Below are 13,684 nucleotides of genomic sequence, written 5' to 3'. Positions count from 1 at the left end.
TTACGCATCCAAATACCTTTGAAAAATATTTCTTTTGATTGGTGTTAGGATATATTCTGTACTTATAAGCTTTATTAGCACTCATATGTTTTATTATTTTATAATATTTTATACTTAAGTGTATAATGTCACACAAACTAATTTTTAATAATCACTGCGTATATTCTATTAATTATCACTTAGTATTAGTTACTAAATATAGGCATAAATGCATAAATGCCGAGCTTTCATCTTCTCTTTACCAAATAATATTTAATATATGTTCTTTATGGAAAATAACCCTTAATGAATTTAACCATGATAAGGATCATATTCATTTATTACTAGAATTTACCCCCAATATTCAACCTTCTAAATTTATCAATAATCTAAAAACAGTATCTTCAAGACTTATAAGAAAAAAATATTCTACTTATTTGGATAAATATTATTGGAAACCTTATTTTTGGTCTAGAAGTTATTGTCTTATTTCTACTGGCGGGGCTTCATTGATATCATCAAAAAGTATATTCAAAATCAAAATAAATCCAGCTATTAGCAAATTCATCTCCACCTAAATTTCATAGAAATTATAGGTGGAGAATTCTTTGTTATTTTTTGTTAAATGAAATAAAAAAATTAACAAACCGCTTTTCAATTTCATAAAATTTTTACCTATAAAAAAGGATAAAATCAAGGTTAACACCCAAATTATTTCTTTCAATAATTAATTTTATGAAAAAGTCCCCCGGAAGTATATTTTTAGCCTCATTTAAGTACATAACATGAAAAATAAAAAAAATATATGCAATTTTAACTGCAAGAATATATCAAGGAAAAAATTTTTTCCTTGATATATTCTTAATAAAAAAATAAATAAATCCCTTGATTACTTATCTAAAATTTTTGTTATTTCATAAGATAAAATCTCGGTTTTAAGTATTTCATGCTTCAAAAAATATTCATATTTTAAATTAATGTGCTCAATACATCTTATCATTTTCCCAAAATCATCTTTAATATCACCATTTAAATTGATATTATTTGTACAATAACCAACAATTTGATTTACAATATCGATCCACCTTGTTTTAAACGTTTTCAACTCTTTAAGTTTACTTAAAATAAGATTTAACTCTTCTGTATTCAAATTTGTTAACTTATCCATTTGCTCGTTTATTTTTTTAGCCGAATGTTCTAATTCATATTGAGAATAATATTGTCCAGCCTTAACAATAAGCAAATCTAAATTTTGATTATTCACATTACTTGATATTTTATTAAGAATTTTACCAAAAACTCTTATTAAGGGTTCATTATAGTTCAAAGATGAGTAAAACTTTCTTCGTACATCTTTGTTTTCATTATGAGAATACCTCTCATGATTGGAGTCTACTATGAGATTATTAAATACAAAGTCTTTCATGCCAAATTGATCTAAGGGTTCGATCTTTGCTCTATCTAAAATTGTCTTTGCCTCAATAAGCTTAACAATTTCCATTATTTTAACTATCAAATCATTTTGAATCGCTTCGCTTTTTAAGTGATCTTCTTTTAATTTTAAATTTTTTTCAATTATCTTTTCACTTTGATTAAATTCAAAACCCTTGTTTTTTGATGATGAATTTGCAAGATTACATGACAAAAAGCTTAAAAAGTAAGTTATAATAACAAAATAATTTTTTTCCAAAATATTCTCCTTATTATTACAGCAATTTACATTAAAAAATATATCAATGTATTTTAATTTCAAATCTTTTTTAAGATATCTTAAAAAAGATTTGAAATTTTTAAAAAGGTTGTTGAGGAAAAATCGATATACTTAAAGTTTGCACAATCTGTTGATACAAATTAAACAATACTTAGTATTAGAGCTTAATTAAGCTTTCTTTTTGAAAAGAAAGCTTAATTAAGCTCTAATAGCTCACAATGGCGGTCACAAATTAAGGTAAATTTTAAATGAAAAACTTATCCTTAAATTAAGGATACATCAATTTAAAAATAAAATCAACATTTATATAACATAAATAATAAATTATTCAGTTTTATCTTTGAATTCTTTCATAATTTCCTCAATCCAATCTTTTTTATCCCAAAAGACCTTATTTAAAAAAAATTCTGTAAACTTATAGTTTTTTTTATAAAAAAAATAACTTTCTTGATTTTTAAGTTGAATTTTTAAAAACTTTTTTGAGCTTTGAATTGGGGCTTTCTCTTCTTTATTGTCAAAATTCATTAAAAATAGAATCGATTGCCTGAAACCATTCTCAACTAAATATTCTTGTTTTAAAACGCCTTTTTTAATTGCACCAGCTATTTTTAAATATGTATATGCTTGAGATCTGGCTAATCTGTAATCTTTAATAAATTTTTCAAAACTTTTATATCCATCAAGTTTATAATAAGCTTTGTTTTTAATTTCCATTAAAATGTACATGGCCTCTATTTTATTATAGATATCCTCTTTTAAATTATCTTTTAGCTTACCTTTTAAAAATTCAAATCTTTCTTCATCATTAAATAATTGAATATCGTTATTGACATCTAAAATAGAATTTTTACTGTGATTTAAATTTCTTGGGTTAATAGTTACTTCATTATTGTGTTTTTTGTTCATAAAAAATCCTTGTTTATTTTAAATTCTAATTTATAAATTGTCTAGCGCTGGACAACTTATTTTGGAAATTTCCATTTTTTCTGAATAAGTGTTTATTTGAAATATTAAATTTTTTAATATTAAATTATATTCTAATATATAATTAGATTTCAAATCAAACTCACTATTAGTTGCAATTTTTTTATTCAGCCCTTCTTTTTCTGATACAACACCTAAAAAATTATTCTTTTTTTGCATTATTTTCAATAATTCTTTGTGTGTATTAGTTTTTTTAAATCTAGTTATAATAAAAAAAGTTGGTACTGACTTTTCCAAATTTTTAATGAAAAATTCTAGAAGTTCGTAACTTTCAAACGTCCATTTTTCTGCTGTCATCGGTATTACCATATAATGCGTAGCATTTAAAGCACATCTTAATGTTAAATCCAAACTTGGGTTTGTATCAATCACTATATAGTCATAATTAATTTTTAATCTTTTTATTTCTATTTTCAATTTCAACTCAATAGCTTTGTGTTTATTTAAGCAATAAAAATCTCCGTTTAAGCTATGTAATGTAAGATAACTGGGAATTAAGCTTAAATTGTTTCCTATATTAACAGCTGTACTATTAATGTCTAAATTATCTTTTAAAACTTCACAAATGTTTTTTCTTTCCAAGTCTATGTTATTTTCTTTTAATTTTTCATAAAAAAAACTAGTAGTTGATGCTTGTGTATCCATATCTATTAATAATACTTTGTATTCTTTTGATAGAAGTGTGGAAAGAATTATGGCACTTGTACTTTTACCAACGCCTCCTTTTATACTAGCAATGGTTATTATTTTTGTTCTTTTTCTATCCATTTGGTTATAAGCCCCCCATTTGATATTTTTTTGTTGTAAAATTCATATATTTCTTTTTCTAGAGTTAAAAGTATTTTGATTAAGGATTTATAATATTTTTTTTTAATTTTGTCTTTTCTTAATAAATAAGAGATTCCTACAACGTAGCAAAATATGCTTCCTTTTTTAAATTTAAATTGTATGTAGTGTATTTTCGAAAATGTGGCTGTTTTTATTTTATTGTTTTCCTCATATTTTCTTAAAACATTTTTTATTGGTTTTCTGCATCCGTAACTAATTCCTAAGAATTTGTCTTCATCTTTCAAAGAAAAAAGACTAAATGCTTCTGTTTTTTTTCTATCAAGCAATTTTCTAAATGAAATAAAAAATCTATGATTTTGATTTTTTTTTGTTCCAAACGCATGAAAGTCTAAAAATATTTTTGTGTGGTATATGCTTTTGTCATTTTTTTTTTCAATTTTAACAAAAATGTTATTTTTTTCTGGTTTGATTTCTGGTTTTTTTTCTTTAAGCTTTTCTAGAATGTTTTTCATATTTTATTCCTAATTAATAATTTTTTTTCTGATTACAAATTGGTTTTTATCTTTAATTAATTTTAATATTTCATTGTAGTATTTATTGTTAAATAAATCGGTATATTTTAATTTTTTTGTTTGATTTAGATAGTTTTTTAGAATTTTTATTAAAATTTCGTTGTCAATTAGGAATTTTGTTTTTAATTGCTCAAATAATATATTAAGCATGTTGTTTTTAATATTTTTTTCCTTTATTTTGATTTCATCATTTTTGTTTACGTTTCTCTTTAAGTTTTTCTTTATTTTGTCTATGATTTGTTTTAAATCATCATATTTATTATAATCTAATATAAAGTGGGGCTTATTTTTATATTTTGAATATACATTTTGAAAATCTTTCTCCAATTCTTTTTTATTTAGTCCTTTTTGTTCTAAATTTTTTTTATTTTTTTCTAATAATGTTTTTAGTTCTTTTCGTTTTGTTTTCATGGATTTTTTTCGATTATAGTTTTTATCAAATTTTTTTTGAAAGGAAATTTCTATTTTTTTAATTTCTTTTAGTATTTCGATTTTGAATTTCTTTTTTATATTTAAGTCCAAAATTTTAGAGAAGGAATTTGTAGTAAATTTGCATTTTTTGGCATAATTTTTTGTTTGTAAATTTTCAATTTTTTTAATTTTTTCTTTCTCTTTATTATTATTATTATTATTACATTCCTTTGATTCTACACTCCCTTTTTTTGGATGATTTTCTTTAAAGAATTTATTTACTCTTAAGTTAAATCTGATTTCTTTTTTCTCTTTAAAATATTGGTTTATTTTATAGTAACATTTTTGTTTTTGATATTTAAGTTTATAGTAAATTTCGGTTCCGCAGTTTATCCCTAAGTGTTTATAATAATTGATTGTTACGTCAAATTCTTTTTCTAGTTTGTAAAGATAGTTTTGCAATGTTTTTATTTTAATAGGGTTTTGACCATTTCTTTTTAAATTTTCATTAAAATAATAAAGTATGTTGCTTTGCGAATATTTTTTATATTTATTGTTTATAAAGCAAAGCGTTGATACTAATACTATTAGTTTATGTTGACATTTGCTTTTAAAGTTTTCCACTTTTTCCATTTCATTTCTCCTTAATTTGTGCATATCTAACATATATGTTAGATCAAAATTGATTTAAAAGCAAACTTAAATGAATTTAAATGAAAGAAAATAATATATAAAGTAATAAAATCAAGAAAAAAACTATGAAAGATGTCAAAGAAGCAGCAATCTGATCATCCTTCTTCATCGCCTCCTTAGCAAACGCAGCAGCATTATTCTGCTCCGCCGTACTCCCAATAGTCGCCGCAATCGGATTTTCAGCATCCTTCACATCATCAACAACCGCCCCATCACCATTAGCAGCATCAACAATAGCTTTTAAAATCTGCTCCCCACTAACCTTACTAACAGCAGCAGCCGCCTTCCCAGCATCTTTATCATCACCACCACCATTATTAGCATCAGCATCCTCCTTCTTCTTATTAGCAAACAACTTCCCAGCATTCACATTACCAGCAGCGGCATCAGCCTTCAACTTTCCTTCATCACCAGCCTTCTCTGCAGCATCAACAATCCCCTTTATTCCCTTAGCAATCCCATTAACACTTTTCTCATCACCACCTTTTGCTGCTGCTTTATTATTCTCAGCCTTAACAACATCCCCAATCGCACCAGCACCACCATCAGCAGCAGCTTCTGCAGCCCTAGCAGCCTTTTCATTCTTAACAGTCCCTTGATGATTCGTATGATCATCACTCTTCAAAGCAAACTGCCCACCTTTAGCCATTCCCCGCAGCACCATAGCAGCAGCAATCTGATCATTCTTCTTCATCTCAGCCTTAGTAAACGCCGCAGCCGCAGCATCAGCATCCCCCGTACTCCCAATAGCCGCATCAATCGGATTTTCAGCATCCTTCACATCACCAACACCCGTCCCATTACCTTTAGCAGCAGCAACAACAATCCCCTTTATCCCCTTAGCAATCCCATTAGCACTCGCCGCCTCACCACCTGTTGCTGCTTTATTAGCCTCAGCCTCAACAACATCCCCAATCGCTGTAGCACCATCAGCAGCATCTCCTGCAGCCCTAGCAGCCTTTGCATTCTTAACAGTCCCTTGATGATCCGCATGATCAGCATTCTTCAAAGCAAACTGCCCATCCTTTAGCCATCCCCCGCAGCACCATAGCAGCAGCAATCTGATCATCCTTCTTCATCTTCCCAAACGCCGCAGCAGCATCATCATTCGCCGTACTCCCAATAGCCGCCGCAATCGGATTTTCAGCATCCGCAGCCTTCACACCTGCCTTCTCCTTCTCCCCCTTACCAGCAGCATCAACAATAGCTTTTAAAATCTGCTCCCCACTAACCGCAGCAGCAGCAGCAGCTGCCTTCCCAGCATCTTTATCATCAGTCGCGCCTTCCCAGCATCTGCCGCATCACCACCACCATCATCAGCCTCCTTCACAAACAATTTCCCAACATCCGCGCTCTCACCAGCAGCAGCATCAGCAGTCAACTTCTCACCAGCTTTCTCAGCAGCATCAACAATCCCCTTTATCCCATTAGCAATCCCATTAACACTTTTCTCATCACCACCTGTTGCTGCTGCTTTATCAGCCTTAACAACATCCCCAATTGCTGTAGTACCATCACCATCAGCAGCAGCAGCAGCAGCCTTTTCATTCTTAACAGTCCCCTTATGCTCCGTATGAGCATTAGCACCACCCTTCAAAGCAAACTGCTCATCTTTAGCCATTCCCCGCAGAACCATAGCAGCAGCAATCTGATCATTCTTCTTCATCTCAGTAAACGCCGCAGCAGCTTTATCCGCCCCCGTACTCCCAATAGCCGCCGCAATCGGATTTGTAGCATCCTTCACATCAGCAACACCTGCCTTCTTCGCCTCATCCTTACCAGCTGCTGCATCAACAATAGCTTTTAAAATCTGCTCCCCACTAACCGCAGTAACAGCAGCAGCCGCCTTCCCAGCAGCTTTATCATCACCACCACCATCATCATTCGCCTTCTTCGCAAACAATTTCCCAACATCCGCGTTCTTATCATCACCAGCAGCATCAGCAGTCAACTTCTCACCAGCCTTCTCAGCAGCAACAACAATCCCCTTTATCCCATTAGCAATCCCATTAACACTTTTCTCATCACCACCTTTTGCTGCAGCTGTAGCAGCAGTAACCTTAACAACATCCCCAATTGCTTTGTCAGCACCACCATCAGCAGCAGCCATAGCAGCAGCAATCTGATCATCCTTCTTCATAGTAGCAAACGCTGCAGCCGCAGCATTCTGCTCCCCCGTACTCCCAATAGCCGCCGCAATCGGATTTTCAGCATCCTTCACATTATCAACACCTTTCTTCTTCGCCTCATCCTTACCAGCTGCATCAACAATAGCTTTTAAAATCTGCTCCCCACTAACCTTACTAACAGCAGCAGCTGCCTTCCCAGCATCTTTATCATCAGTCGCCTTCCCAGCATCTGCCGCCCCACCACCATCATTCTTCTTCTTAGCAAACAACTTCCCAGCATCCGTGTTGCTCTCACCAGCAGCAGCATCAGCAGTCAACTTCTCACCAGCTTTCTCAGCAGCATCAACAATCCCCTTTATCCCCTTAGCAATCCCATTAACACTCGCCTTATCACCACCTGTTGCTGCTTTACCATTCTCAGCCTTAACAACATCCCCAATTGCGTTGGCACCACCACCAGCAGCAGCTCCTGCAGCCTTAGCAGCATTTTCATTCTTAACAGTCCCCTCATGTTTATCATGATCATTCTCCTTCAAAGCAAACTGCCCATCCTTAGCCATCCCCCGCAGCACCATAGCAGCAGCAATCTGATCATCCTTCTTCATCTCAGCCTTAGTAAACGCCGCAGCATCATTCGCCGTATTCCCAATAGCCGCCGCAATCGGATTTGCAGCCTCTTCAGCCTTCTTCCCTGCCTTCTCCTTCTCATCCTTACCAGCAGCATCAACAATAGCTTTCAAAATCTGCTCCCCACTAACCGCAGCAACAGCAGCAGCCGCCTTCCCAGCAGCAGCCGCATCACCACCATCATCCTTCTTCACAAACAACTTCCCAGCATTCACATTGTCCTCCTTACCACCAGCAGCATCAGCAGTCAACTTCTCACCAGCTTTCTCTGCAGCATCAACAATCCCCTTTATCCCCTTAGCAATCCCATTAACACTCGCCGTATCACCACCTGTTGCTGCTGTAGTAGCATCAGCCTTAACAACATCCCCAATTGCCTTGTCACCACCAGCAGCACCAGTAGCAGCCGCAGCAGCAGCCTTAGCAGCCTTTTCATTCTTAACAGTCCCCTTATGCTCCGTATGAGCATTACCAGCACCCTTCAAAGCAAACTGCCCATCTTTAGCCATTCCCCGCAGCACCATAGCAGCAGCAATCTGATCATCCTTCTTCATCTTCTCAAACGCTTTAGCAGCAGCATCATTCGCCGTATTCCCAATAGCCGCCGCAATCGGGTTTGCAGCATCCGCAGCCTTCTTCCCTTCCTTCTCCCCCTTCCCAGCAGCATCAACAATAGCTTTTAAAATCTGCTCCCCACTAACCGCAGCAACAGCAGCAGCCGCCTTCCCAGCATCAGCCGCCTCACCACCATCATTATCCTTCTTCACAAACAACTTCCCAACATCCGTGTTGTCCTCACCAGCAGCAGCATCAGCAGTCAACTTCTCACCAGCTTTCTCAGCAGCCTCAACAATCCCCTTTATCCCATTAGCAATCCCATTAACACTTTTCTTATCACCACCTGTTGCTGCTTTATTAGCATCAGCTTTAACAACATCCCCAATCGCTTTAGTACCACCAGTAGCAGCCTCAGCAGCAGCCTTAGCAGCCTTTGCACTCTCCACAGCATTCTTAACAGTCCCCTTATGCTCCGCATGAGCATTACCACCCTTCAAAGCAAACTGCCCATCCTTAGCCATTCCCCGCAGCACCATAGCAGCAGCAATCTGATCATCCTTCTTCATTCCATCCTTCGTAAACGCCGCAGCCGCAGCATTCTGCTCCCCCGTACCCCCAATAGCCGCCGCAATCGGGTTTGTAGCCTCTGCAGCCTTCTTACCTGCCTTCTTCGCCTCATCCTTACCAGCAGCATCAACAATAGCTTTTAAAATCTGCTCCCCACTAACCGCAGCAGCAGCAGCAGCCGCCTTCCCAGCATCAGCCGCCTCACCACCAACATCACCAGCCTTCTTCACAAACAATTTCCCAACATCCGTGTTGCTCTCACCAGCAGCAGCATCAGCAGTCAACTTCTCACCAGCTTTCTCTGCAGCATCAACAATCCCCTTTATCCCATTAGCAATCCCATTAACACTCGCCTTATCACCACCTTTTGCTGCTGCAGCATCAGCCTTAACAACATCCCCAATTGCTGTAGTACCACCACCATCAGCAGCAGCCGCAGCAGCAGCCTTAGCAGCCTTTGCATTCTTAACAGTCCCCTTATGAGCATCATCAGCATCACTCTTCAAAGCAAACTGCCCATCCTTAGCCATCCCCCGCAGCACCATAGCAGCAGCAATCTGATCATCGCAGCATCAGTAAACGCCGCAGCATCAGCATCCGTACTCCCAATAGCCGCATCAATCGGGTTTGTAGCATCCGCAGCCTTCACACCTTTCTTCTCCTTCTCCCCCTTACCAGCAGCATCAACAATAGCTTTTAAAATCTGCTCCCCACTAACCGCAGCAACAGCAGCAGCCTTCAACTTTCCTTCATCACCAGCATTCCCTGCAGCATCAACAATCCCCTTTATCTCATTAGCAATCCCATTAACACTCTCCTTATCACCACCTTTTGCTGAAGCACCATCCTTAGCCTTAACAACATCCCCAATCTTTTTCAACCCAGCCTGTACCGCTTTACGTACTAAATTGCTAAGCGCAGTAACAGTCTTGTTAGTTGCACTCTCCACAGCATTCTTAACAGTCCCCTTATGCTCCGCATGAGCAGCACTCTTCAAAGCAAACTGCCCACCTTTAGCCATCCCCCGCAGCACCATAGCAGCAGCAATCTGATCATCCTTCTTCATTCCATCCTTCGCAAACGCCGCAGCAGCATCATTCCCCGTACCCCCAATAGCCGCCGCAATCGGGTTTGTAGCATCCTTCACATTATCAACACCTGCCTTCTCCGCACCATCCTTACCAGCTGCATCAACAATAGCTTTTAAAATCTGCTCCCCACTAACCGCAGCAACAGCAGCAGCCGCCTTCCCAGCAGCAGCCGCATCACCACCCTCATCAGCCTTCTTATTAGCAAACAATTTCCCAACATCCGCGTTCTTACCATCAGCACCAGCCTCAACAGCCTTCAACTTTCCTTCATCACCAGCTTTCCCAGCAGCATCAACAATCCCCTTTATCCCATTAGCAATCCCATTAACACTCGCCTTATCACCACCTGTTGCTTTATCCCCAATTGCGTTAGCACCACCAGTAGCAGCACCATAGCAGCAGCAATCTGATCATCCTTCTTCATTCCATCCTTCTCAAACGCTTTAGCCTCAGCATCATTCGCCGTACTCCCAATAGCCGCCGCAATCGGATTTTCAGCATCCGCAGCCTTCACACCTTTCTTCTCCGCACCATCCTTAGCAGCATCAACAATAGCTTTTAAAATCTGCTCCCCACTAACCGCAGCAGCAGCAGCAGCCGCCTTCCCAGCCTCATCAGCACCACCAACATCACCAGCCTTCTTCACAAACAACTTCCCAGCATCCTTGTTGTCCTCCTTACCACCAGCCTCAACATCCTTCAACTTTCCTTCATCACCAGCTTTCCCAGCAGCATCAACAATCCCCTTTATCCCATTAGCAATCCCATTAACACTCTCCTTATCACCACCTTTTGCTGCTGCACCATCCTCAGCCTTAACAACATCCCCAATTGCGTTGCCACCACCATTAGCAGCCGCAGCAGCAGCCTTAGCAGCCGTTACCATCTCTTCCAACCATCCGTTAATCTCATTTATAGCACCTTCAATCCCATCACCAGCACCACCTTTTGCAGCACCAGTTGCATTAGCCATTAACCCGCAGCATCCGTAAGCGCAGTAACAGTCTTGTTAGTTGCACTCTCCACAGCATTCTTAACAGTCCCCTTATGATCATCACTCTTCAAAGCAAACTGCCCATCCTTAGCCATCCCCCGCAGCACCATAGCAGCAGCAATCTGATCATCCTTCTTCATTCCCTCATTATTAAACGCCGCAGCAGCATCATTCGCCGTATTCCCAATAGCCGCATCAATCGGGTTTGTAGCATCCGCAGCCTTCTTACCTGCCTTCTCCTTCTCATCCTTACCAGCAGCATCAACAATAGCTTTCAAAATCTGCTCCCCACTAACCGCAGCAGCAGCAGCAGCCGCCTTCCCAGCAGCAGCCGCATCACCACCCTCACCAGCCTTCTTCACAAACAACTTCCCAGCATTCACATTGTCCTCCTTACCACCAGCCTCAACATCCTTCAACTTTCCTTCATCACCAGCCTTCGCTGCAGCCTCAACAATCCCCTTTATCCCATTAGCAATCCCATTAACACTCTTCGCCTCACCACCTTTTGCTGCAGTACCACCAGCCGCAGTAACCTTAACAACATCCCCAATTGCTTTGTCAGCAGCATCAGTAGCAGCCTTAGCAGCAGCCTTAGCAGCCGTTACCATCTCTCCCAACCATCCGTTAATCTCATTTATAGCACCTTCAACTCCACCAGTTCCACAGCCATTAACCCGCAGCATCCGTAAGCGCAGTAACAGTCTTGTTAGTTGCACTCTCCACAGCATTCTTAACAGTCCCCTTATGAGCATCATCAGCATTATTCTTCAAAGCAAACTGCCCACCTTTAGCCATCCCCCGCAGCACCATAGCAGCAGCAATCTGATCATCCTTCTTCATTCCCTCATTATTAAACGCCGCAGCCGCAGCATCATCCTCCGTACCCCCAATAGCCGCTTCAATCGGATTTGTAGCATCCTTCACATCAGCAACACCTGCCTTCTTCGCACCATCCTTAGCAGCATCAACAATAGCTTTCAAAATCTGCTCCCCACTAACCGCAGCAACAGCAGCAGCCGCCTTCCCAGCATCTTTACCCTCACCACCACCATCATCAGCCTTCTTCACAAACAATTTCCCAGCATCCGTGTTGTTCTCGTTGGCCTCACCAGCAGCAGCATCAGCAGTCAACTTCTCACCAGCTTTCTCAGCAGCATCAACAATCCCCTTTATCCCATTAGCAATCCCATTAACACTTTTCTCATCACCACCTGTTGCTGCTTTATTAGCAGCAGTAACCTTAACAACATCCCCAATTGCCTTGTCACCACCATCAGCAGCAGCCGCAGCAGCAGCCTTAGCAGCCTTTGCACTCTCCACAGCATTCTTAACAGTCCCTTGATGAGCATCATGATCATTCTTCAAAGCAAACTGCCCATCTTTAGCCATCCCCCGCAGCACCATAGCAGCAGCAATCTGATCATTCTTCTTCATTCCCTCATTATTAAACGCCGCAGCATTAGCCCATTAGCCTCAGCATCCCCCGTACCCCCAATAGCCGCCGCAATCGGATTTTCAGCATCCTTCACATCAGCAACACCTGCCTTCTTCGCCTCATCCTTACCAGCAGCATCAACAATAGCTTTTAAAATCTGCTCCCCACTAACCGCAGCAGCAGCAGCAGCCGCCTTCCCAGCATCAGCCGCATCACCACCACCATTATCATCATCAGCCTTCTTCTTCGCAAACAACTTCCCAGCATCCTTGTTGCTCTCACCACCAGCCGCAGCAGCATTCTGCTCCCCCGTACCCCCAATAGCCGCATCAATCGGATTTGCAGCCTCTGCAGCCTTCACACCTGCCTTCTCCGCACCATCCTTACCAGCATCAACAATAGCTTTCAAAATCTGCTCCCCACTAACCGCAGCAGCAGCAGCAGCCGCCTTCCCAGCATCAGCCGCATCACCATCATCATTCGCCTTCTTATTAGCAAACAATTTCCCAACATCCGCGTTCTTATCACCACCAGCAGCATCCTTCAACTTTCCTTCATCACCAGCTTTCGCTGCAGCATCAACAATCCCCTTTATCCCATTAGCAATCCCATTAACACTCGCCTCATCACCACCTTTTGCTGCTGTAGCAGCAGCCTTAACAACATCCCCAATTGCTTTGTCAGCACCACCATTAGCAGCCGCAGCAGCATCCTTAGCAGCCTTTGCCATCTCTTCCAACCATCCGTTAATCTCATTTATAGCACCTTCAATCCCACCACCAGTTGCACCACCTTTTGCAGCACCAGTAGCAGCCTCACTAGTTGTACCAGCTCCATTATCATTGATTTTAGGTAATTTAGTTAAACCTTCTTTTGTTTCTTCTAAATTTTTGGCTAGAGAGTCGAAATAAGTTTTCACTTCAGATTTTTTTGGGTCTGCCTTAAACCCTAATGCATCTGCAATTAATCCACCGAAAGAGGTGAATACATCTAAGAACCCATTGCCCAATTTAATTAAAGATTGCTGAAATTTGCTTGTTGGATCATCTGGGTTATCCGCAGCACCATTCGCCTTGCAATTAGCAAAGACAAGCATAGCTCCTAAAAGGATTGCACTTGACATTTTTTTCATATTAGTCTC

General features: G+C 39.3%; 15 protein-coding genes. 1 reads left to right on the top strand and 14 read right to left on the bottom strand.

The features are described 5' to 3' along the window. On the bottom strand, window positions 1-85 hold an 85-nt coding region (locus tag HNP68_RS04915), incomplete at its 3' end, for a helix-turn-helix domain-containing protein (protein WP_183221046.1). A gap of 40 nt (window positions 86-125) precedes the next feature. Between HNP68_RS04915 and tnpA the strand changes: the two genes are divergently transcribed. Further along, complete coding sequence (gene tnpA / locus HNP68_RS07730; RefSeq protein WP_221240650.1) at window positions 126-557, top strand: IS200/IS605 family transposase; 432 nt, start codon at window positions 126-128, stop codon at window positions 555-557. A 311-nt stretch (window positions 558-868) separates the two neighbouring features. Here the strand turns inward: tnpA and HNP68_RS04905 are convergent, their stop codons facing one another. The 13 genes from HNP68_RS04905 to HNP68_RS04845 all read right to left on the bottom strand — a co-directional run bounded on the left by HNP68_RS04905 (window position 869) and on the right by HNP68_RS04845 (window position 13,675). Further along, on the bottom strand, window positions 869-1,732 hold the full coding sequence (locus HNP68_RS04905; RefSeq protein ID WP_221240651.1) for a complement regulator-acquiring protein: 864 nt from the start codon (window positions 1,730-1,732) through the stop codon (window positions 869-871). Window positions 1,733-2,014: 282 nt separating this feature from the next. After that, window positions 2,015-2,596: a chromosome replication/partitioning protein gene (locus tag HNP68_RS04900; RefSeq protein WP_183221019.1), complete on the bottom strand. Its 582-nt coding sequence runs from the start codon at window positions 2,594-2,596 to the stop codon at window positions 2,015-2,017. A gap of 30 nt (window positions 2,597-2,626) precedes the next feature. Beyond that, window positions 2,627-3,442, bottom strand: a complete 816-nt coding sequence (locus HNP68_RS04895) for a ParA family protein (protein WP_183221021.1) — start codon at window positions 3,440-3,442, stop codon at window positions 2,627-2,629. Next, entirely contained in the window at window positions 3,418-3,975 is a 558-nt protein-coding gene (locus HNP68_RS04890) for a DUF226 domain-containing protein (RefSeq protein ID WP_183221031.1), read from the bottom strand. The genes HNP68_RS04895 and HNP68_RS04890 overlap by 25 nt, the downstream gene beginning before the upstream one ends. Before the next feature lie 9 nt (window positions 3,976-3,984). Then, entirely contained in the window at window positions 3,985-5,079 is a 1,095-nt protein-coding gene (locus tag HNP68_RS04885) for a plasmid maintenance protein (RefSeq protein WP_183221033.1), read from the bottom strand. A gap of 76 nt (window positions 5,080-5,155) precedes the next feature. Then, window positions 5,156-6,208, bottom strand: a complete 1,053-nt coding sequence (locus HNP68_RS07035) for a variable large family protein (RefSeq protein ID WP_221240652.1) — start codon at window positions 6,206-6,208, stop codon at window positions 5,156-5,158. After that, window positions 6,135-6,356 (bottom strand): variable large family protein, encoded by a 222-nt coding sequence (locus tag HNP68_RS07425; protein WP_420703289.1) that lies wholly within the window; start codon window positions 6,354-6,356, stop codon window positions 6,135-6,137. Before HNP68_RS07425 ends, HNP68_RS07035 begins: the two co-directional genes overlap by 74 nt. Then, entirely contained in the window at window positions 6,350-9,565 is a 3,216-nt protein-coding gene (locus HNP68_RS04870) for a variable large family protein (protein WP_183221035.1), read from the bottom strand. The genes HNP68_RS07425 and HNP68_RS04870 overlap by 7 nt, the downstream gene beginning before the upstream one ends. Next, window positions 9,523-10,431: a variable large family protein gene (locus HNP68_RS07030; protein ID WP_420703290.1), complete on the bottom strand. Its 909-nt coding sequence runs from the start codon at window positions 10,429-10,431 to the stop codon at window positions 9,523-9,525. The genes HNP68_RS04870 and HNP68_RS07030 overlap by 43 nt, the downstream gene beginning before the upstream one ends. Continuing rightward, window positions 10,416-11,084 carry a variable large family protein gene (locus tag HNP68_RS04860; protein ID WP_183221038.1) on the bottom strand — a complete coding sequence of 223 codons (669 nt, stop codon included), beginning with the start codon at window positions 11,082-11,084 and terminating at the stop codon, window positions 10,416-10,418. The genes HNP68_RS07030 and HNP68_RS04860 overlap by 16 nt, the downstream gene beginning before the upstream one ends. After that, a complete protein-coding gene (locus HNP68_RS04855; protein ID WP_183221040.1) occupies window positions 11,084-11,791 on the bottom strand; it encodes a variable large family protein in 708 nt (235 codons plus the stop codon). Before HNP68_RS04855 ends, HNP68_RS04860 begins: the two co-directional genes overlap by 1 nt. Beyond that, entirely contained in the window at window positions 11,778-12,542 is a 765-nt protein-coding gene (locus HNP68_RS04850; protein ID WP_183221042.1) for a variable large family protein, read from the bottom strand. The genes HNP68_RS04855 and HNP68_RS04850 overlap by 14 nt, the downstream gene beginning before the upstream one ends. After that, window positions 12,539-13,675: a variable large family protein gene (locus tag HNP68_RS04845; RefSeq protein WP_183221044.1), complete on the bottom strand. Its 1,137-nt coding sequence runs from the start codon at window positions 13,673-13,675 to the stop codon at window positions 12,539-12,541. Before HNP68_RS04845 ends, HNP68_RS04850 begins: the two co-directional genes overlap by 4 nt. Window positions 13,676-13,684: the final 9 nt, after the last annotated feature.

This window comes from Borreliella yangtzensis, from assembly GCF_014201775.1.
Lineage (GTDB): Bacteria > Spirochaetota > Spirochaetia > Borreliales > Borreliaceae > Borreliella > Borreliella yangtzensis.
This window is presented reverse-complemented; position numbering and strand designations above follow the sequence as displayed.

Excerpts from the sequence above, each read along its gene's own strand:
- HNP68_RS04850 (WP_183221042.1), bottom strand. The coding sequence starts at position 12,542 with ATGAAGAAGAATGATCAGATTGCTGCTGCTATGGTGCTGCGGGGGATG.
- HNP68_RS07035 (WP_221240652.1), bottom strand. The coding sequence starts at position 6,208 with ATGATCAGATTGCTGCTGCTATGGTGCTGCGGGGGATGGCTAAAGGAT.
- HNP68_RS04900 (WP_183221019.1), bottom strand. The coding sequence starts at position 2,596 with ATGAACAAAAAACACAATAATGAAGTAACTATTAACCCAAGAAATTTA.
- HNP68_RS04845 (WP_183221044.1), bottom strand. The coding sequence starts at position 13,675 with ATGAAAAAAATGTCAAGTGCAATCCTTTTAGGAGCTATGCTTGTCTTT.
- HNP68_RS04855 (WP_183221040.1), bottom strand. The coding sequence starts at position 11,791 with ATGCTGCGGGTTAATGGCTGTGGAACTGGTGGAGTTGAAGGTGCTATA.
- tnpA (WP_221240650.1), top strand. The coding sequence starts at position 126 with ATGTCACACAAACTAATTTTTAATAATCACTGCGTATATTCTATTAAT.
- HNP68_RS04870 (WP_183221035.1), bottom strand. The coding sequence starts at position 9,565 with ATGGTGCTGCGGGGGATGGCTAAGGATGGGCAGTTTGCTTTGAAGAGT.
- HNP68_RS04890 (WP_183221031.1), bottom strand. The coding sequence starts at position 3,975 with ATGAAAAACATTCTAGAAAAGCTTAAAGAAAAAAAACCAGAAATCAAA.
- HNP68_RS04860 (WP_183221038.1), bottom strand. The coding sequence starts at position 11,084 with ATGGCTAATGCAACTGGTGCTGCAAAAGGTGGTGCTGGTGATGGGATT.
- HNP68_RS04895 (WP_183221021.1), bottom strand. The coding sequence starts at position 3,442 with ATGGATAGAAAAAGAACAAAAATAATAACCATTGCTAGTATAAAAGGA.
- HNP68_RS04885 (WP_183221033.1), bottom strand. The coding sequence starts at position 5,079 with ATGGAAAAAGTGGAAAACTTTAAAAGCAAATGTCAACATAAACTAATA.